This is a genomic window from Cryobacterium sp. TMS1-13-1 (assembly GCF_004403125.1).
Classification (GTDB): Bacteria; Actinomycetota; Actinomycetes; order Actinomycetales; family Microbacteriaceae; genus Cryobacterium; species Cryobacterium levicorallinum.
On sequence record NZ_SOGX01000010.1, the window covers coordinates 869,927 to 889,726 of the forward strand.

Consider the following 19,800-nt stretch of genomic DNA (forward strand, 5'->3'; position numbering starts at 1 on the left):
ATCATGATCACTCGTGTCACCGGCCAGACCCAGATGCGCGCGGCCCAGCGCAACCTGCAGGACAACATGGCGCAACTGTCCAAGCTGCAGGAACAGGCCAGCACGCTCAAGGCCATCAATCGGTCGTCCGACGACCCGACCGCTGCGGCATCCGCTCTCGCCGTGCGTGCCGAGCAGGCCGCGACCGGCCAGTACAGCCGCAACGCCAACGACGGCGACAACTGGCTCACCACCATCGACTCCGCCATGTCGGCGACGAGCGACATCATGATTCGGGTGCGCGACCTCACGGTGCAGGGTACCAACGGTGCCATCAACGCCACCGCCAAGGAAGCCATCGCGGTTGAGCTCGAGGGGCTCAAGGCCGAGCTGCTCACCCAGGCGAACACCACCTATGTGGGGCGCAGCGTGTTCGCGGGCAATTCCGACGCTAAGGCAGCCTTCGTTGCTGATCCTGATACCGGGATCTTGTCCTACACCGGCGTTAGCGGAAGCGGCGTACCCAACAGCCCCGTCGAACGGCGCATCAGCGCCGACACGACGGTTCGAGTGGATGGCGATGGTGCGGCGATTTTCGGTGGGAGCGCCGGGGAATCCGTTTTCGATCTGCTGGACGATGTCATCGCGAGCCTGCGCGGCACCTCGACCACGGGCGCTACGGTCAGCAGCCACCTCACAAATATCGATACCCGAATGGGCAAGATGACGAGCGAGTGGGCCACCATCGGTGCCCGCCAGGTGCAAGTCGAACGCGCGCAGGAGAACCTGCTGAGCAAGACCGGGGCGCTCGAGACCCAACGCGTTGGACTCGAAGACGTCGACCTCACCCAGATTGTGCTCGAACTGCAATTGCAACAGGTTTCCTACCAATCCGCCCTCGCTGTCACCGCCAAGGTGCTGCAGCCCACACTGATGGACTTTCTCCGATGAGCTCCTCTTCGCTTCTGGTCAGCCCCCTGCTGAGCTTCGTTACTCCGCCGCCCGGGCTCGATCCGCACACGGACTTTCGTCTCAGCGAGATCGAGGGCGCTGCGGGGCTGTACTCCCTGCAAGCCGAGGCCGAGGCCGAGACGCGCATGTTCGTGCTCGACGCCGGGGTCTATTTGCCCGACTACTCCCCGGTGATCTCGAGCGAGCAGTCCGATGCGCTGTCGATCACGGAGGCGGCCGATGCGATCGTGCTCGTCGTGGTCAACCCCGGCGAGGAGGCGACTACGGTGAACCTGATGGCTCCAATCGTGGTCAACGCGCTGACCGGCATCTGCGCCCAGGTCATTCTCGACGGCCAGGACTGGCCGCTGCGCGCCGAGCTCGGGGCTCTCGCCGCCTGATTCCTCCGCGCACCCAGCTTTCTGCGCGAGGTGCCATTTTTTCGCCCCTTGAAATGGATTCATGGGGCCAAAGATGGCACCTCGCGGGTAGCGCGGTCAGCTAGCGCGACTCGGCCTCGATCAGGGCGGCCTCGAACGCTACCCACGGCAGCATCGCGCACTTGACCCGGGCTGGATAACGCGAGACTCCCCCGAACGCGGCCGCATCGCCGAGAATCTCTTCGTCGGGTTCGATCTTGCCGCGCGAGCGCAGCATCTCGCGAAAGTTGTCGAGCAGAGCGCGGGACTCGGTCACACTGAGGCCGCGCAGTGTGTCCGTCAGAATCGAAGCGGATGCCTGCGAGATCGAGCAGCCCTCCCCGGCCCAGACCAGGTCGGCCACGGTGGCACTCGCAGCTGTTTCCGCGCCACCGGCCGAGTCAGCGCCATCCGTTTCGGCAGAAGCACCCGCGCCGAGCGACACGCGCAGCGTCACCTCGTCACCGCAGGTCGTGTTGATCTGGTGTGATTCGGCCACGCGCAGGCCGCTCGCCGCGCCGAGCGCTACGGCGTCGGCCAGCGGCGTGAGGGCGACCGCTCCGTGCCGGGCCTTGGAATGCTCCAGAATGATCGTCTGGTAGAGCTGCTGCAGGTCGCTCATCGGCGCACTCCCGTGCTGACCCCGAAGAAGGGCGCGACCTCAGCGAGGGTAGCCAGAAACAGGTCGACCTCATCAGTGGTGTTGTAGAGGTAAGTGCTCGCCCGGGTCGAGGCGGTCACGCCGAGTCGACGGTGCAGCGGCTGGGCACAGTGGTGGCCGACCCGCACGGCGATGCCGGCGTCGTCGAGAAACTGGCCAACGTCGTGCGCGTGCACACCGGCGACATCCACGGCGGCTAGTCCGAGCCGTTCCACGCCGAGCCCGGGGCCGAGCAGGCGCACTCCGGGAATTTCGGCCAGCCCCGCCACGAGGCGCTGACCGAGCTGCGCCTCCCACGCTGCGACCCGATCCATGCCGGTCTCCCGCAAGTAGTCAACGGCCGCGGCCAACGCGATCGCCTGCGAGATGCGCTGAGTGCCGGCCTCAAAACGCTGCGGCGGCGCCAAGAACTCGGCGGTCTGCATGTTCACGGTGGTGATCATCGACCCACCGGTGAGGAACGGCGGCATATCGGCGAGCAGGTCGGCCTTGCCATAGAGCACCCCAATGCCCGTGGGGCCGAGCATCTTGTGACCCGAGAACATTGCGAAGTCCACATCGAGCGCCGCAACGTCGACCGGCAGGTGCGGCACGGTCTGGCAGGCGTCGAGCACGACGAGGGCGCCGACTTTGCGGGCGAGCGCGACGAGTTCGGCGACCGGGTTCAGGGTTCCGGTGACGTTCGAGCCGTGCGTGAAGGCGAGGAGCCTCGTGTGGGGGCCGACAATGTTCGCTGCGTCGAGCAGGTCGAGGGTGCCGTCATCGAGCACGGGGATGAAGCGCAGCGTGGCGCCGGTGCGCAGCGCGAGTTGCTGCCAGGGAATGAGGTTGGCGTGGTGCTCCATCTCGGTAACCACGATCTCGTCGCCGGCGCCGAGGCTGAACCGGCGGGCGGCCGGGCCGCCGAGGCCGAGCGAGGCGTTGGAGAAGCTGTAGGCCAGAAGGTTGATGGCTTCGGTGGCGTTGGAGGTCCAGACGATTTCGTCGGTTTGGGCGCCGACGAACGCAGCGACTTTCTCGCGGGCGGCTTCGAACCCCTCGGTCGCTTCGACGGCGAGCGTGTGGGCGCCGCGGTGCACGGCGGCGTTACGCTGCTCGTAGTACTCCTGCTCGGCTTCCATCACGCTGATCGGGTTCTGCGAGGTTGCCCCGGAGTCGAGATAGGTGAGCGGATGCCCGTTCACCACCTGATGCAGCACCGGAAAGTCGTTGCGAATGCGTTCAACGTCAATGTTGGTCAGTGGGGCCAACTCGGGGTGCTGGGAACCAGCTGCGGGAGTTCCGGTTGGTGTAACGGCGGACGATGGTGCAAAAGACGTCATACATCAAGGATATTGCCTCTCCCCGAACCTGGGCACCGCGCGGGCACATCTGCACGGGAAGTCTGCGTGTACGGTGGAAAACTCCGCGGCGGCGTGTGAGGCTTAAGGGGTGACCAAGACTGCCGAACACACGGAGCTACGCGAGCACGTGTTACTCGACCGACCGTGGGTGACGCTGGTCTGGGACGACCCGGTCAATCTCATGTCGTACGTCGCCTACGTTTTTCGTAGCTACTTCGGGGTCACCCCGAAGCAGGCCGAACGTCTCATGCTGCAGGTCCACAACACCGGTCGGGCCGTCGTGGCCACCGGCAATCGCGAATCGATGGAACGCCACGTCGAAGCCATGCACGGCTACGGACTCTGGGCGACCCTGGCCAAGGCTGACGAATGAGCGGCCTGAGGCGGTTCACCCCGCACGTCTCCGGTATCCTGCTCGCACGATTCGAGGCGATCGAGGTTGATCTGCTGCGTCTGGCCACCAGCCAACTGATCGATATGCTCGATGCCGGCGCCGCCGACCCCGTGCTCGCCGGCAGCGACGGTGTCTTCGTCCGCCTGCTGCCCGACGCTTACCGTGACGACGATGAGGCTGCGGCAGAATTTCGTCGCTTCACAGCGCCCGGCCTGCTCGAACGCAAAGAGCACAACGCCCAGATTGTGTTGGATACCCTCGGAACGGAACGGGACGAGACCGAAACGGACGACGAGGAACATCAACCGGTCACCATCAGCCTCGACCCCAATGCCGTGCAGGCCTGGCTGCGCAGCCTCACCGACCTACGGCTGACGCTCGCCGACCGGTTGCAGGTCTCCGCCGACGGAGTCGTCCACCTCGAGGGTGAAGACGCACCATTTTTGCGCGAACTTTATGACTGGCTTGGCATGCTTCAGGAAGAACTCGTCTACGCGATCGACGTGTGACCTCGGCGACGAGCTGACCCATCGGCGTACTCGGCCAACAGATCTCGGGCAGCGATACCGATCACGGCGTTGTAGGTCGGGTAAGCGAAGCGCACTTTGGCCAGCGTGGCCACGTCGATTCCGGCAGCCATCGCCGTGGTGACCGACTGAATGACCTCCACGGCGTTCTCACCGACCGAGTGAGCACCCAGAATGAGCTCACGCCGACGATCGGTGATGAGTTTGAGAAATCCACGTTGGCGATCGTCGATCACAGCACGATCCAGCCGCGAGAACGGTACCACCGCCACCACACACAGCTCGTCGCGACGCCGGGCCTCCACCTCGGACAGGCCAACGCCAGCGTAATCGGGATCCGTGAACCCACCCGCCGGAAGCAAATGGTGCGCGGTTCGCCGGTTGGCATCCAAAACGGCGTTCTCGGCTGCCGCCTCTCCCTCGGACTGTGCAGCTTGCACCAGCATGTCCCGGCCGTTGGCATCGCCGACGGCGAAGATGTGCGGCACCGAACTGCGAAAATACGCATCGACAGGGATAGACGATCGGCTCGTAACGACGCCGGCTGCTTCTAGACCCAGGTCGTCGACATCCGCTGGCCAGCCGGTTGCCATGATCACGGCGTCGAAGCTGCCTGACACGTCGCGCCCGTGCTCGCGCCAGGTCAGCGTGATCGAGCCGTCCGCGGCACGATCGAGCCCGGCGACACCGTCAATGCCGAGGTGGACGGCGACCCCCTGTTCGACGAAGGCCTCCGCGACGGCCTGCGAGACGGACTCATCGGAGGTGGCGAGTACCCGGTCGGCCACGTCGAGCAGCGTCACGGTTGAACCGAAAGAATTGAACACGGTGACCAGTTGTGCGCCGGTGTTGCCGCCGCCGATAACCGCCAGCCGATCGGGAACTCGAGGCAGGTCGAGCACGTGTTCGGGCACTACCGCCAGTTCAGCTCCCGGCACCGGCAGACGGCGAGAATGACCTCCCACGCACACCACGACAGCGTCGGCCGAAATTGTGCGCCCGGTGTCGAGCTTGAGCGTGAAGGCATCCACAAAGCGGGCGCGCCCCTCCAGGATGAGGTGAACGCCGGCATCGGCAAATCGGGTGGCCTCACCCTTCATGGAACGAACCCGGTCCACGGTCTCCCGTACTCGGGCGACCGTGGCGGGCCAGTCGATGGGACGTTCAGTCACGGAGATGCCATAAGCGTCGGCCGTTCGGATCTCTCGCATGAGTCTTGCGGTTTTGGCGAGTACGCGAGTCGGCACGCATCCGGTGTTCACGCACGTGCCCCCCAGGCGATCAGCCTCACAGATGGCGACGGATGCTCCAAGCTCGGCGGCGCGCAGGGCTGCAGCGGCTCCGGCCGGGCCGGCACCGATCACGACGACGTCGAAATGGTCGCGCCCGAGCACGCGTGAATCGGGAGCCGGGTTGGCGGCTGACTTCGTGTGCGCGAAGATTGGGGTCGTAGTCATCTCTGTCTCCCACCGTCGAAAGGTGCCTAAATCCTGACAGCGTCGGCTGGGAATCAACCGGTGCCGACACCCCGTTTCTACACGAAATCTCATCATCATGGTGGGTTCAGTTTGGTGGGCAGAGTGTGCGGTAGCCTACTCTGTGCACCCACTATTACCGTGTGCTCAAGGTCGCACGCACGGCTCGACTCGGCCCGCGACGGAGACCCATGGACCTCAGCACTGTGACACACGTCACCTCCGCTCGACAGCGGAGCGACCTCGCCGCGCTCGGTCCGACCGTGCTGCCGCTGGCCGGAGGATCGGAGCTGTTCGCCGACCCGCGAGCTCACCTCACCGGTCTGATCGATTTGCACACCTTCGGCTGGGCGGCTCTCACCATTACCGGGGACGGTCTCTCCATTGCCGCGACCTGCACCGTCGCTGAACTCTCCCGGTTACCGATGCAGCCGGGGTGGGCGGCGCATCCGCTGTTCTACCAATGCTGCACGGCCCTGTTCGGTTCGTTCAAGGTGTGGAACGTCGCCACGGTCGGCGGCAACCTGGCCACCTCTCTGCCGGCTGGCCCCATGATCACTCTCGCCGTCGCGCTCGACGCGGAGGTTCTGGTCTGGCGTGCTGGTGAGCGCGATGAGGTCGTGCCGGCCCGTTCGTTTGTCACGGGAAACATGACCAACGTGCTCGCACCCGGTGATGTGGTGCGCTCTATTCACGTTCCGCTCGCCGCGTTGCAGTCGCAGACGGCGTATCGCAAGATTGCCCTGTCGCCGCTCGGACGCTCGGGCGCGGTGCTCGCCGGGCGGCTCGATGCCGACGGTCTGTTCGTGCTCACGGTCACGGCGGCGACGCTGCATCCGGTGCAATTGCGGTACCCGGAGCTACCCGCCGCCGAGGTGCTGGCCGGCGATATTGCCGCGATCGACTGCTGGTTCACGGATGCCCACGGCGCCGCCGACTGGCGACGCGCGATGGGGCTGTTGCTCGGCGAAGAAATTCGCGCTGAACTTGTTGGAGGTCTCGCATGACGCTGGAACGGGTCGCAACGGTCGGCACGGTCATTTTCGAGGTCAACGGCAGCCCGGTCGAGGCGACGCCCCAACCCGGCCAGTGCCTGCGCACCCTGCTGCGCGACCACGAACACTTCGAGGTGAAGAAGGGCTGCGACACCGGCGACTGCGGCGCCTGCACGGTTCAGGTCGACGGCACGCCCGTGCACTCCTGCATCTACCCGGCCTACCGTGCAGCCGGCAAGCAGATCACGACCGCGGCCGGCCTCGGCCAGCCCGGCAACCTCGCGCCGGTGCAGCAGCGCTTCGTCGACGCCGCCGGCTTTCAGTGCGGCTTCTGCACACCCGGCATGGTCGTCACCGCCGCCGCCATCGAAGCAGATGCCGACACCACCCGTGCAAACGGCGTCGACGCCAGCTTCAGCACCGACCCCGACGAACTTCCCCGCCTGCTCAAGGGAAACCTCTGCCGCTGCACCGGTTACCGTTCGATCAATGACGCCATTCGCGGCCAGCACACCCCGCCGGCGGGCTCCTGCCACGTCGCCCCGGAGCGCGAGCACGCCGAAACGTCCAGCCTCGGACCGGTGCGCACGACCGGCCGGGCCACTCCCGAACCGGCTTCGGCTGGTGCGGGTTCGACCGGATCGGCCTCGACCGGACGGGTCGCGACGAGCGAGTCCACGACGGACCACTCCACCACGAGCCGCACGATCGGCCCGGTTGGCACCTCCGCCGGCGCGATCGCCGGGGAGCGCGTCGTGAGCGGGCTCGAGCCGTACACTCTCGACGTTTCCGTTGCCGGACTGCTGCACCTCGCGGTGCTCGGGAGTCCGCACGCGCACGCGCGCATCCGCTCTCTTGATGCGTCGAAAGCGGCCAGGCTGCCCGGGGTGCACCGCGTGCTCACCCATGCCGACTCCCCCACGACCCTGTTTTCGACCGCGCGGCACGAGAGCCGGTTCGACGACCCCGACGACACCCTGGTCTTCGACCAGACCCTGCGCTTTCGCGGGCAGCGCGTGGCAGCGGTCGTCGCCGATTCGGTCGCGATCGCCGAGGCCGCCTGCCGACTGATCGACGTCGAGTACGAGCTGCTCGATGCCGTATTCGACCCTCGGCTGGCTGCTCTGCCGGGTGCCCCGCTGGTGCACGGCGACAAGGACCCGGTCGTGTCGCGACTGGCCGACCCGGGGCGCAACCTCGTCGCCGAACTGCACGGCGAATTCGGTGACGTTGCGGCCGGACTCGCCGAGGCGACCACCGTTATCTCGGGCAGCTGGCAGACCCAACGTATTTCGCACACCCACCTCGAAACCCACGGCACGATCGGCTGGATCGACGGCGACCGGCTGGTGCTGCGCACGAGCTCGCAGGTTCCGTTTTTGGTTCAGAAGGAGATCTGCCGGCTGTTCGACCTCGACCCGGCCGGCGTGCGGGTGTTCACGGCCCGGGTCGGCGGCGGTTTCGGCGGCAAGCAGGAGCTGCTCACCGAAGACCTCGTCACCCTCGCGGTGCTCAGTACCGGCCAGCCGGTACAGTACGAATTCACCCGCACCGACGAGCTCACGATCGCCCCGGTGCGGCATCCGTTTGCGATCGACGTGACCCTCGGCGCCACGGCCGATGGCCGCCTCACCGCCCTGAAACTGGGCGTGCTCGCCGACACCGGCGCCTATGGCAACCACGGCCCGGGCGTGATGTTCCACGGCACGAGTGAGTCCGTCGCGCTCTACAACGTGCCCAACAAAAGAGTGGATGCCCAGAGCGTTTACACGAACAACCCGCCGTCGGGCGCCTTCCGCGGCTACGGCCTCGGCCAGATCATCTTCGCGATCGAAAGCGCGCTCGACGACCTGGCCCGGGAACTCGAGATGGACCCGTTCGAACTGCGCCGACTCAATTCGGTGCAGCCCGGCGACCCGCTCGTGGTCACGCACGAGGAAGGGCCCGACCTCGTTTTCGGAAGCTATGGCCTCGACCAGTGCCTCGACCTCGCCGAGTCGGCGCTGGGGCGCGGCAACCGGTCCGTCGTTCCGGTCGGTGCTCAGTGGAAAGTCGGCTCCGGCATGGCGTCGTCGATGATCGCGACCACGCCGCCACGCGGCCACCGCTCGCAGGCATCCGTTCAGCTACTCGCTGGCGGACGCTATCTGGTGCGGGTCGGCACGACCGAGTTCGGCAACGGCACTACGACCGTGCACGCGCAGATCGCGGCGACGGCGCTGCACACGTCTGTCGACCGCATCGATTTGGTGCACTCCGACACGGATGCTGCCGGTTACGATTCCGGCGCGTTCGGCTCGGCCGGGGTCGTCGTCGCCGGCAAGGCCGTGCTCGCCGCGGCGACCGCGCTGGCCGAGTCCCTGGTCGGGGCAGCGGCATCGTGCAGCGGTCTCGGTGAGGTGGATTGGCAGCTTGAACGGGAGGGGCTGCGTGCGACGGGTACGGTCGTCACCCTGGACGACCTCGCAGCCTGGGCCGCGGCCAACGACGTCGACCTCACAGCGATGCGCCGCGAAGACGGAGCGCTGCGCTCGCTCGCCTTCAACGTGCACGCGTTTCGAGTGGCAGTGAACACCGACACCGGCGAGGTGCGCATTCTGCAGTCGATCCAGGCCGCCGATGCCGGCTTCGTGATGAACCCCGAGCAGTGTCGCGGACAGATCGAGGGCGGAGTCGCGCAGGCGCTCGGCACCGCCCTGTTCGAAGAGATCGTGCTCGACGGCGCCGGAGCGGTGACGACGCGGGTGCTGCGCAACTACCACGTGCCCCAGCTCGTGGATCTGCCGGTCACCGAGGTGTACTTCGCCGAAAGCCACGACGTGCTCGGGCCTTTCGGTGCCAAGTCGATGAGCGAGTCAACCTTCAACCCGGTCGCGCCGGCGCTGGCCAATGCGATACGCGACGCGATCGGCATCCGTCCGACCGAGTTGCCCATGTCCCGCGACCGCATCTGGCGTCTGCTGCACGGCTGAGCGGATGCGCGGCCCGGCTCGCGCAGGGTAGCTCGCGCCAGTCGATGGCGGTCACGGCCACCGGACAGGCGGCCCACCCGCGCGTGCCGACCATCTCGCTGATCGAGCTCGCCGAGATCACCATACGACCAACCGACGCAATCTCGACGAACGCGGGGCAGCACTCCCGCGACCTGCCGGGCCGCATATTTCGGCGGGATCACGCGGCGTGTCAGGCAAGTTTCCAAACCCTCGAATGGGATGAATCCGATTTCAGTAGGGTGAAAACAGGCTCCCGTGGCACGTTGCAGACACCGCGCCGGCCTGGGACTCGCATACCGGGCTGGTCGAGAACATACCGGCAGAACAACCAGAAATCTCGCCGCAACCGGTCAAAATTGCCGATTTCGACGCCGGAACACGATAATATCCGTAGATATGTACGAATCAAGGGGTAGTGCGGTCTTTTGCGGCCACATTTTTCACATAGCCGACGCTCCCACAGTTGCGCAGGCCCATTCGCAGCTCGTTTCGGTGCCCGACGGGGCCCTCGTCACGGCCGACGACGGCACGATCGCCTGGGTCGGCCCCTTCAACGAGCTGCCGGCCGCGTTCACTGCACTGCCGGTGACCCGAACCGGGTTCATTCTGCCGGGTTTCGTCGACACTCACATTCATTTTCCACAGACCTACACAACGGATGCCTACGGTGGCGGCCAGCTGCTCGAATGGCTCGACGAGTGCGTCTTCCCGGCCGAGTCGCGGCTGGAAGACCCGGGTTTTGCCCGGCAGGTGGCGCGCGATTTCACGCGGCGGCGGGCATCCGTCGGTACGACCAGCGCCCTCGTGTTCGGCTCGGCGTTTGCGCCGGCGCAGGACGCCCTGTTCGAAGAAACGCAGAAGGCCGGCCTTCGCCTGGTGAGCGGGCGCGGCATCCAGACCGTCGGCACCGACTCCGCCAAGGCGCTGGTCACGAGCGAGCAGGCGGCTCTTGAGCTCACGGCGGCCGAGATCGACCGCTGGCACGCCGTCGACACCGGTAACGCCCAGACCGCGCTGCTGCAGGTCGCGATCGTGCCCCGGTTCAGTCTGTCGGTGACGCCGACAACCCTCGCAGGCCTCGGCGAGCTCTACGACTCGGTGCGCGGGCGAGGCGTGTACTTTCACAGTCACCTCAACGAGAACGACCGGCCGGGCACGGGAGAGATCGACGCGGTGCGCTCGGTGTTCGGCACGAAAACCTACCTCGACACCTACGATGGATGCTTCCTGCCGGGCTCCGCCCGCGGCGGCTCATCCTTGCTTGGCCGCCGCAGCATCCTCGCCCACGCCGTGCACTGCCAGAATTCGGAGCTCGCCCGCCTCGCCGACACCGGCACGTCGATCGCGCACTGCCCGACCTCGCAGGCGTTCCTCGGCTCCGGCACAATGCCGTGGCGGCGCACGACCGGGTTCGGGGTGAACGTCGCGATTGGAACGGATGTCGGTGGCGGCGACGAATGGCTCGTCGCGCGGGTGCTCAACGACTGCTACAAATCGCACCTGTCCGAGCCCGGCGACGCCGGAGTGGCACTCGACCCGGCCGCGCTGCTGTTCACCGGCACACTCGCCGGGGCCCGCGCGCTCGATATGGAGGCCCGGTTCGGCAACTTCGACCTCGGCAAGGATGCGGACTTTCTGCTGATCGACCCGGACCGCTGGGAACCGCTCGCACTCGTGCTGGCGAACGCCGTGCGCGCCGACGACGCGGTACTGGCCGCCGAGCAGACCCTGTTCGCGCTGCTGCTCGCCCTGCGCGAGCCCGCGATCACCGGGGTTTACGTTCGTGGCCGCCGGGTGAGGGTGGAGTAGTCGAGTCGGGTGGCGCATCCGCTCGTCGAGCCGTGAGTTTCAGCCCATTCTTCGTGATTTTGACGCCAAGCCTCACGGCTCGGCACGGGTCAGCTACCGCGATAGGTGGAGTACGCGAACGGGGCGAGCAGCAGGGGCACGTGATAGTGCTCTGACACGTCGGCGGTCGCAGAGCGCTGGGGCGGCGAGAGTCAGCAGGGGGCCCAATTTGCTCACCACGGCGCCTCGAGTTCGTCGAGATCGTCGTAGATGCTGGTGATGGCCGCGATGCGGGTGCGGGTCACGCGCACGTGCGCTCCCATGGCGCCGGTCGCGAGCAGGTGGATCAGGCTCATCGCGGTGGCATAACTGTCGAATGCGCTGGCGCTGTCGATCGGGCATTCGAGCCAGACGGCGGCGCCGTCGGCGTACCGCCGGGCGGAGGAGTCGGCGATCAGCACGAGGGGAATCCCGCGCCGTTCGATCGCCGCGACCAGCTGCCCGAACCCGGCCGTGCGGCGCCGGAATCCGAACAATACGACGACATCGTGCGCGCCGAGCCCGGCCAGGTCCTCACCGATCGACTGCCCGGGCAGCGGCGCGAGCCGCACATTGTCGCAGGCCTGGGCGAGCTGCTGACGCAGGTGCAGGGCGAGCGGGGAGCTGTTGCGCAGCCCGATCACGACGACGTTGCCGGCGTGCGCGATCAGCCGCGCCGCGGCATCCAGCCGGCCGTCTTCGAGATTCTGCAGCAGCTGCCGCAGGTTCTCCTGCTCCCCCGCAAGGTGCGCCGCGAGGCGCGACGGCGTTCCAGCGGATGCTCCCGGCCCACCCACCGGGGCGCCGTTGCGGCGCAGGGCACGCGCGTGTTCGCGCACCTCGGCCGAATCCTGAAAGCCGAGCCGGGTGCCCTCCTCATCGCCGAACGCGACGACTTCGAGCGCGAACGGCAGGGCGCGGCCGGAACGCGCGATGCGTTCGGCCACAGCCACGGCGCGCGGCACCCGGGGAGCGGCGTTGATCGGGCCCGGACCCATGAGAAGCCTCGCTGGCGGGTTGATCGGAAGGCTGGAAATGTGTTTCACTCCCTCGGCATGGTGAAACCAAAGTTTCAGGTGGCCAGTTTAGGCAGCGGAGGTTTCCGGCGCGTTATGGGCCTGTCGCAGCATTAAAACCCGGTAGCCAGGTGAACGCGTCCACGAGCTCCAGGTGGACCAGGCACAGCCCCAGCGGGCCCGCTCTGAGAGAATCATTCCCACTGTCTCGAGTTGTCCGTCGCGAGTGTGCCAGGCTTTCGAGCGTTTACCATCCTGGGCCTGAAAATCGAACGGGTACGAGCTTCCGGACTCGATGTCGCCCACTAGGCATCCAGAGTCCAGCGGAATGTGACGACCCTTTTCGCGTTATTTCGTTCCCGAACCCGGGGGTGTTGTCACTCGATGCTCGCTGTCATCGACCACGTCTGGTTCCGCTCGCAGGGCGTCGGCGATCTCTTCCTCTGGACGCGGCGCGATGGTCTGGTCGACCTCGAGCTGTGGGATGGACGGCTCACCCGGGCCGGGAACGTGGCGCTGAGGGGAATGTTCGAAGTGGAGGGACACGGCGAATCCTTCGGTCGGTAACATTCACAGCGTATGCGATTTTACGGCGGAGTAGCCAGGTTTCGAGCACATCGCTACCGCTGCGACCAGCCTGTGCCACACAACGTCAAGGACCTCGTCCCCGGAGTCCATGGTGAGCACGCCCACATCGCGCGCAGGGCTGGAGTGGGCGGGCAGAGCTAGGGACACATCCGCTCGGAGGAGCCATGTAGTTGACCATGGTGCCAGGCCGCGGCTCGTGAACCCTACGATGGCAGACATGCACAAGCCGCCAGCACCCAACCACGTGGCCGGACTCGTGCTCGCCGCTGGTGCTGGCTCCCGCTATGGCATGCCCAAGGCGCTCGTGCACGATGCCTCGGGCCGATCCTGGCTGCAGAACGCCGTCGACGTGCTCGCGGCCGCCGGGTGTTCCCCGGTCATCGTCGTGCTCGGCGCCCGCGGTGCCGAGGCCGCGGCGCTGCTCAAAACGGATCCCTTGGCCTCAGGGGACGGTGCGCGAGCCCGCAGCACGAACCGGCCAACAGCATCCGTTTTGGTCGTGCAGGCCGACGATTGGGCCGAAGGACTCTCTGCCTCCCTGCGCGCCGGCCTGCGCTGCGCCCTCGACCACCCCGAGCTCACGGCTATCGCGGTCGTTCCCGTTGACGTACCCGACCTGAACGCGGCGACGGTGGCTCGCCTGATCGGCAGGACCAACGAGACGACGGATGCGCCCGGCTCCGCCGCCGCGTCGGCCGGCACACTGCGTCAGGCCCGTTTTACCGGCCAGCCGGGGCATCCCGTGGTGATCGGCCGGTCGCACTGGGCGTCCCTCCTCGAGACTCTCGCCGGCGATTCCGGCGCGCGTCCCTATCTGCGCGCGCACGACGTCGAAGCGGTCGAGTGTGGCGACCTCGGCACCGGGGCCGACGTCGACCGTCCCCGCGAACCACCGGGCCCACTTTCGGAACATGGGCCCATGATCTAACCTGGGCCCACGTTCCGGGCCCGGGCCCGGAACAAATGGTGAGGTCTCGAACCCTCGTGGCTCAACGAAACTGCGCCTGAACTACCCCCGCGCCACCACCCGGCTCAGCGCCGCATAGGCGCGCGCCGCGCCCGGCTGCACGGTCAGCGACACCGCGAGGGCGTCGAGACGGGCGCGCGTTTCGCCGGTGAGGTGCAGCATCCGCTCACAGGCGTCGCGCAACGCGAGAACGGTTGCGGTATTGGGGGGCAGCGAGGTGCCGAAGCCCGCCGCGTCGAGGGCGGCCGCGCCGGCGAATTGGTCGGTGGAGAACGGCAGCACAACGAGCGGCACGCCTGCCGTCATCGCCTCGGTCACCGAATTGTTGCCCCCGTGCGTCACCGCGAGCACAGCCTCCCGCAGCAGGCGCACCTGCGGCAGAAACCCGCGCACCAGCCAGGAATCAGGAATGGGGCCGAGCTCGGCGGGGCTGGTCGCTCCGACAGCCATGGCCACCCGCACCGGCAGCCCGCTCAGGGCCGCGGCGACGCGCGCGAGCACATCACCGCGCACCGAGAGAAAACTTCCGAAGCTCACGTAGACGACGGGCCGAGAATCCGCTGCCAGCCAGGCTTCGACCTCGGGGTCGACCGCCTCGGAGCGCACCGCCGAACCGAGAAACCGGTGGGGTGGAAGCTCGTCCGTGCGCGCCGACGAGTGCAGTTCGCCCGGATAGTTGAGCAGCAGCAGATCCCCGCACTCCTGAAAGGCATCGAGGGTCGGTGCCGCGGACGGATCGAGTTCAAAAAGTGCGTCGTTCCACTGGGCGGTGAACGAGTCGCGAACGGCCGCACACTGCAGCTCGAGCAGCGCCAACTCGCCAACGTCGGGCGAGAACACGGCGGGCCAGGCCGGCGGGTAACCGTAGATCTCCGGGCCGACGGGCAGGGCAGACGGATGCCCGAGCACCACATCGGCGTGCGGCACGCCCGCACTGAGTAGCCCGAGCCGGGCGCTGAAGGCGAGGTGGTCGACGATCACCTGGTCGGGCTGCACCCGTTCGACGATGCGCTGCACCTCGCGGGCGATCGCGACCGGGTTATAGAGCAGGTCGCTGCTGCGGGCCTCAGCCTGAAAGAGCAGGGTATCGACCATTCCGCGGCGGGTGGCGTCGAAGAATCCGCGCAGGGCGTCATCTTCGCCGGCGGGCTGCTGCTCGACCCGGATGGTGCCGGGGTTGGAACCGCGGCCCAGCTGCAGGTTCTCCCGTTCGAACCCGAACGCGGCCACAATGTCGGCCGTTGCCGGTCCGCTCGCCACCACGACGCGTTCGCCGGCCTGCGCCCAGGCGGTGCCGAGCGTCGCGAGCGGGTACAGGTGCGAGGCGTAGTCGGGGCTGATGATGAGCAGGGTCATGAGACGCTCAGCTCCCAGGCGACCGGCTCGGTCGCCAGGGCGACGTCCCGGTAGACCGAACCGAGTGTGCTCGCCATGGCTTCGATCGTGAACTTGTCGGCCACCATGCGCCGGGCCAGGTCGGCGTACTCACCGCCGTGCACTCCGGCCGCCACGGCGAGGGCATCGCGGATGCCGGAACCGAGAGCCTGCGCGTCGCCGGTGTCGACCAGAAAACCGGTCACGCCATTCTCGACGTAGGTGGCCGGTCCGCCGCCGTTCGGCGCGACGACCGCGAGGCCGGTCGCCATCGCCTCGAGCAGCGCGATGCCGAACTCTTCCTTCATGCTCGCGCAGACATACACACCGAACGGCGCAGCGAGCCCGGGCCGGCCGTAGCGGATCGCGGCCAGCCAGCGGGCGACCGTGTCGTTGGCGCGATGCCCGGCCAGGAGCAGGCCGTGGGACGCAGCGTCGTCACGATTCGCGCCAGACAGGGAACGGGCCATGCGCGCCAGCTCAATGCCCTCATCAAAGGACGGATGCTCCAAATCACCGCCCACAATCAGCAGGTTGCAGCGCTCTCGCAGGGTCGGGTCCCCGGTCCAGGCTTCGACCAGGGCCGCCATGCCCTTGACGCGGTGCAGCCGGCCGACGCTGATCAGCAGCGGCAGTCCGCGCCGGGACGGCGGAAGGGTGCCCAGCAGCGCGTCGAGCTGGTCGAAGGCAAGCGCGGCGGACGCAGCGCGAGAATCGTCCATATTAGTGCGGTCGATGCGGTCAAAGTCGTGGTCGAAGTGATCAACCGGGTCCTGGTCGTGGCTGAGGTCGTCGTCGCTGGCGCCCAAACCGCTCGCGCCGGTCTGGCTGAGCGATGCCAGGGCATCCGTTCGGGAACGGTCGATCACCGCGAGGTCGATGCCCTCCGGAATGACCGAGTGTCGTTCCGGGTGTGCGTCAATGTCGATTCCGATCAGTCGCTCAATGTCCTGCTGCAGGTACGGGCGTGGGAAAAGCACGGTGTGCGCGGCATCCGCGGCAAGTCGCTGTACCAGACGGGCACGAAACCAGAAGTGTTCGACCGCATCAACCTCGCCGAAGTTCGTTCGGGTGAGCGCGCCACTCGATTCGAGCGAGTCGATCACGCCGTGCGGATCGGGCGCCACTGTGAAGACGACCGGAATGTCCAGGTCGCGGGCCACGGTCGCGGCGGCGAGGCTGCCGACATCGGCCATACGGAGGTGAATCGCGTCGACGACTCCGGCCGAGCGCAGGATGCGCCGAATGCCGCGTTGCGCCGCGACCCGCCGAGGCCAGGAGTCGATCGACGGCACCGGACCACCGACGAACGGAACCGCCGCGAAGGAGTGCCCGCGCCGGGTCGCTCCGACGTCGGCCAGTCCATCAAGCGCTGACTCGTGGCTGCCGCGGGACAGGGTGATGACCCGATCGACCCGATCTTCGCGGCCCGTCCCGAGACGGCTTCCGACAAACGGCGCACGCAAAGCGGATGCCGCGGCGCTCTCCGTTCCGCTCCCTCGGCCGGCCGGCTCGGCGACGAGGGCGTCACCGAGCCGCACCAGCAGGGTGGCGATGCCCCCGTTGTCGCCGGCACCCACCTGGGAAAGTTCACCATCGATGTCGGCATGCAGAAAGAGCTGAGCGATCGTGGCGCCCTGGCGCCAGGGCTGGGGTGGTGCGGTCGTGGCCGTCAGGTCGAACAGGGCCAGCCGGGCAACTGCGGCGAGTTCGCTCGCATTGTCGTCCTGAGAGAGGACGCTCAGTAATTCGAGCACAGCTTCGTTCGGGGATCGGTCACCGAGGCCGGCGATGGCGGCGGCGCGAGCGGGCAGGCTCTCGGCACGGTCGGTGGCCACCCGACGCAGCAACCGCTCGGGAATGCGGCCGGGCATGAGGCCGATGGTCTCGATGAGGCGGGTGCGGGCATCCGTTTCGGTCATGCCGAGCAGGGAACCCTCGAGGAACAGGGCCACCTGATCGGCGGCCGAAGATCCCCACTGTTCCAGAGTGCGCTGGGCGAGCATGCCGGTAAAGCCGCCCTGCCGAACGAGCGTGACGAGGCCGGCGATGGCGTCATAGCGCGGCAGGCGGGTGCCGAAGGCCCAGGCGGAGTGCTCACGCAGAAAAGCCGAGTCGTGGTGCAGCAAGGCAACAAGCACCTCGTCAGCGGAGTCGTCGAAGACCTGGGCGAGGGCGTGCACTGCGGCGATGGCGGTGAGCTGGTCGCTCGGATCGGTCGCGGCTTGTGCCAGCAGGCGCACAGCCCGGGCGCCCCCATCGCGGCTGGCTGCCACGGTGAGGTCGTCGGCGCGTCGAATTCCCTCGAGCAGCGTTGCGGCGCATCGTTGTTGGTCGAGTGCGGTGTGGGTAGCCATTGACTGCTCCTTTTCGTGAAACTCGTCGAATCAATCGTGGCGATTCGGGGTTGCCACGAGCGAACATGGGTGAATTTCGGAACTTTGGGTGCGAGAGGTCGAGGATCCCGAACACTAAAGCCAACGAATCAGGTATAGCTAGCCTAGCTAGCGAATTCCCCATTCGCCATCATTGCATGAATGAGGGCGCCAGGGCTGACAGGCTATCCTGATCGGTGCCGAGCACTCAAGACGCAAAAAAAGAGCCACGCCCCAGTGAATGGGGCATGGCTCTATCTGTTTATATCTGCAAATGCCGGGTTTAGCCGAACAGGGCCGTCACCTTCGCGAGTGTCTGAGAAATGCCAAAGGCCAGCGGAATCCCTACCAGTGCCCAAGCCACGATGACTTTTAGAACCTTCATGCGTGCGCCTTCCAAGCTGTTGCACCGACGAGCGGCTTTTCGGGTTCGTGAAAGTCGGTGTGAACCGGTCGCACGAAAAGGTTCGCCACAAAACCAACAACGAGCAGCCCAACCATGGTGAGCAGGGCCGGCTGATAGGCCGCGGCCGTCAACTCACCCGGAGCGCCCTGAGCATCGAGGAACGAGTTGACAATGAGCGGACCGGCAATGCCGGCCGCCGACCAGGCCGTCAGCAGGCGACCATGGATGGCCCCCACCTGAAAGGTTCCGAACAAATCCCGCAGGTAGGCCGGAGCGGTAGCGAAACCGCCACCGTAAAAAGAAATGATAACGAAGGCCAGTACAACGTAGAGCGCCGTCGTACTCGATCCGAAGAGCGCCAGCAGCACGTACAACACCGTGCCAACGCCGAGGTACACCATGTAAATGTTCTTTCGTCCGGTCTTGTCCGACGTGGCCGACCAGGCGAATCGTCCGCCCATGTTAGCGAGCGACAACAAGCCCACAAAGCCTCCGGCAACGGCCGCCGAGACCAGCGAGTTGCCGTCGCTCTGCCGGAAGAAGTCCTGGATCATCGGTGCGGCCTGCTCGAGAATGCCGATACCGGCCGTGACGTTGCAGAACAGGACGACCCAGAGCAGCCAGAACTGACGCGTGCGAATGGCGTTCCTGGCTGAAACGTGGTTGCTCGTGACGAGGGCCTTGACCCGCACCTTCGACGGATCGAAACCGGCCGGCACCCAATCAGCAGCCGGAACCTTGATCGTGAAAGCCCCGAACATCATGTACGCGAGATAGATCACGGCGAGGGTGAGAAAAAGCTTGCCCACGGAGTCGCCGCTCGCCACCCAGTTCGCTGCCCCGGAGTTGGGGTCATAGAAGCCGAGAAGCGCCGTCGACACTGGGCTGGCGATGAGGGCGCCGCCGCCGAAGCCCATGATGGCCATGCCGGTGGCGAGGCCCGGGCGGTCCGGAAACCACTTGATGAGCGTCGAGACGGGCGATATGTAGCCGATGCCGAGGCCGATACCGCCGATGAAGCCGTAGCCGACGTAGACCAGCCACAGCTGGTTCGTAAAGATTCCGAGCGAACCGATGAGGAATCCGCCCGACCAGAACAGAGCCGCGACGAACATGGCCTTGCGCGGCCCGTTGGTGTCGACCCAGGTACCCATGATGGCCGCCGACAGGCCGAGCATCACGATGGCGATTGAGAAGATCACCCCGATCTGCACCAGGCTGGCGTCGAAGTGTGCCACAAGCGCGGTCTTGTAAACACTCGTGGCGTAGGCCTGGCCAATGCAGAGGTGCACGGCGAGTGCGGCCGGCGGAATCAGCCAGCGGTTGAATCCGGGTGGGGCGATGGTGCGGTCTCGGTCGAGCCAGCTCATGAAGATATCCTTGCTGCCGGTATGGCGATAGCGACTCTGCTGTGCGTTTCGGCTGTCCACGATGGCCGTGGACGTACTCCGCAAACGGATAGAATGATTAGTCTGCGGAGGCAATCCTAGACGATTCATCGAGAACATTT

17 protein-coding genes are annotated in these 19,800 nt (G+C 66.6%); 8 read left to right on the top strand and 9 right to left on the bottom strand.

Annotated features, from left to right (window positions below):
* The first annotated feature begins 3 nt into the window (after nt 1-3).
* Complete coding sequence (gene flgL / locus E3T31_RS13455) at nt 4-930, top strand: flagellar hook-associated protein FlgL (RefSeq protein WP_134469153.1); 927 nt, start codon at nt 4-6, stop codon at nt 928-930.
* Nucleotides 927-1,331 (top strand): flagellar assembly protein FliW, encoded by a 405-nt coding sequence (locus E3T31_RS13460; RefSeq protein WP_134469155.1) that lies wholly within the window; start codon nt 927-929, stop codon nt 1,329-1,331. The genes flgL and E3T31_RS13460 overlap by 4 nt, the downstream gene beginning before the upstream one ends.
* A gap of 100 nt (nt 1,332-1,431) precedes the next feature.
* On the opposite strand, the gene sufU is transcribed toward E3T31_RS13460, so the two are convergent.
* Entirely contained in the window at nt 1,432-1,971 is a 540-nt protein-coding gene (gene sufU, locus E3T31_RS13465) for a Fe-S cluster assembly sulfur transfer protein SufU (RefSeq protein ID WP_134469157.1), read from the bottom strand.
* Entirely contained in the window at nt 1,968-3,332 is a 1,365-nt protein-coding gene (locus tag E3T31_RS13470) for an aminotransferase class V-fold PLP-dependent enzyme (RefSeq protein WP_134469159.1), read from the bottom strand. The genes sufU and E3T31_RS13470 overlap by 4 nt, the downstream gene beginning before the upstream one ends.
* Before the next feature lie 109 nt (nt 3,333-3,441).
* Here E3T31_RS13470 and clpS point away from each other — a divergent pair, with 109 nt between their 5' ends.
* Nucleotides 3,442-3,726 carry an ATP-dependent Clp protease adapter ClpS gene (clpS, locus tag E3T31_RS13475; protein ID WP_134443168.1) on the top strand — a complete coding sequence of 95 codons (285 nt, stop codon included), beginning with the start codon at nt 3,442-3,444 and terminating at the stop codon, nt 3,724-3,726.
* Nucleotides 3,723-4,256, top strand: a complete 534-nt coding sequence (locus E3T31_RS13480) for a DUF2017 family protein (protein ID WP_134469161.1) — start codon at nt 3,723-3,725, stop codon at nt 4,254-4,256. The genes clpS and E3T31_RS13480 overlap by 4 nt, the downstream gene beginning before the upstream one ends.
* Here E3T31_RS13480 and E3T31_RS13485 read toward each other — a convergent pair.
* The gene (locus tag E3T31_RS13485) at nt 4,238-5,731 is read right to left on the bottom strand and encodes an NAD(P)/FAD-dependent oxidoreductase (protein WP_134469163.1); all 1,494 of its coding nucleotides are present in this window, start codon (nt 5,729-5,731) and stop codon (nt 4,238-4,240) included. The two genes, E3T31_RS13480 and E3T31_RS13485, sit on opposite strands and share 19 nt — an antisense overlap.
* Before the next feature lie 209 nt (nt 5,732-5,940).
* Between E3T31_RS13485 and E3T31_RS13490 the strand changes: the two genes are divergently transcribed.
* From E3T31_RS13490 to E3T31_RS13500, 3 genes are all read left to right on the top strand, one after another.
* Entirely contained in the window at nt 5,941-6,756 is an 816-nt protein-coding gene (locus E3T31_RS13490) for an FAD binding domain-containing protein (RefSeq protein ID WP_134469166.1), read from the top strand.
* A complete protein-coding gene (locus E3T31_RS13495) occupies nt 6,753-9,716 on the top strand; it encodes a molybdopterin-dependent oxidoreductase (RefSeq protein ID WP_134469168.1) in 2,964 nt (987 codons plus the stop codon). The genes E3T31_RS13490 and E3T31_RS13495 overlap by 4 nt, the downstream gene beginning before the upstream one ends.
* A gap of 513 nt (nt 9,717-10,229) precedes the next feature.
* Nucleotides 10,230-11,546: an amidohydrolase family protein gene (locus E3T31_RS13500; RefSeq protein ID WP_241977917.1), complete on the top strand. Its 1,317-nt coding sequence runs from the start codon at nt 10,230-10,232 to the stop codon at nt 11,544-11,546.
* 89 nt (nt 11,547-11,635) lie between these two features.
* Here E3T31_RS13500 and E3T31_RS18775 read toward each other — a convergent pair whose 3' ends face one another.
* From E3T31_RS18775 to E3T31_RS17895, 3 genes are all read right to left on the bottom strand, one after another.
* Nucleotides 11,636-11,704, bottom strand: coding sequence for a hydroxyisourate hydrolase (locus E3T31_RS18775; protein ID WP_370304607.1), 69 nt, complete (start codon nt 11,702-11,704; stop codon nt 11,636-11,638).
* A 54-nt stretch (nt 11,705-11,758) separates the two neighbouring features.
* Nucleotides 11,759-12,610 carry a MurR/RpiR family transcriptional regulator gene (locus E3T31_RS13510; protein ID WP_134469172.1) on the bottom strand — a complete coding sequence of 284 codons (852 nt, stop codon included), beginning with the start codon at nt 12,608-12,610 and terminating at the stop codon, nt 11,759-11,761.
* Nucleotides 12,611-12,928: 318 nt separating this feature from the next.
* Nucleotides 12,929-13,126 carry a hypothetical protein gene (locus E3T31_RS17895; RefSeq protein ID WP_166788508.1) on the bottom strand — a complete coding sequence of 66 codons (198 nt, stop codon included), beginning with the start codon at nt 13,124-13,126 and terminating at the stop codon, nt 12,929-12,931.
* A gap of 259 nt (nt 13,127-13,385) precedes the next feature.
* On the opposite strand from E3T31_RS17895, the gene E3T31_RS13520 reads away from it, so the two are divergent.
* Nucleotides 13,386-14,096, top strand: coding sequence for an NTP transferase domain-containing protein (locus E3T31_RS13520; protein ID WP_134469176.1), 711 nt, complete (start codon nt 13,386-13,388; stop codon nt 14,094-14,096).
* An 81-nt stretch (nt 14,097-14,177) separates the two neighbouring features.
* Here E3T31_RS13520 and E3T31_RS13525 read toward each other — a convergent pair whose 3' ends face one another.
* From E3T31_RS13525 to E3T31_RS13535, 3 genes are all read right to left on the bottom strand, one after another.
* Nucleotides 14,178-15,491: a glycosyltransferase gene (locus E3T31_RS13525; protein WP_134469178.1), complete on the bottom strand. Its 1,314-nt coding sequence runs from the start codon at nt 15,489-15,491 to the stop codon at nt 14,178-14,180.
* Nucleotides 15,488-17,866, bottom strand: coding sequence for a glycosyltransferase (locus E3T31_RS13530; RefSeq protein WP_134469180.1), 2,379 nt, complete (start codon nt 17,864-17,866; stop codon nt 15,488-15,490). Before E3T31_RS13530 ends, E3T31_RS13525 begins: the two co-directional genes overlap by 4 nt.
* A gap of 399 nt (nt 17,867-18,265) precedes the next feature.
* Nucleotides 18,266-19,660 carry an OFA family MFS transporter gene (locus E3T31_RS13535; protein WP_134469182.1) on the bottom strand — a complete coding sequence of 465 codons (1,395 nt, stop codon included), beginning with the start codon at nt 19,658-19,660 and terminating at the stop codon, nt 18,266-18,268.
* Nucleotides 19,661-19,800 lie beyond the last annotated feature (140 nt).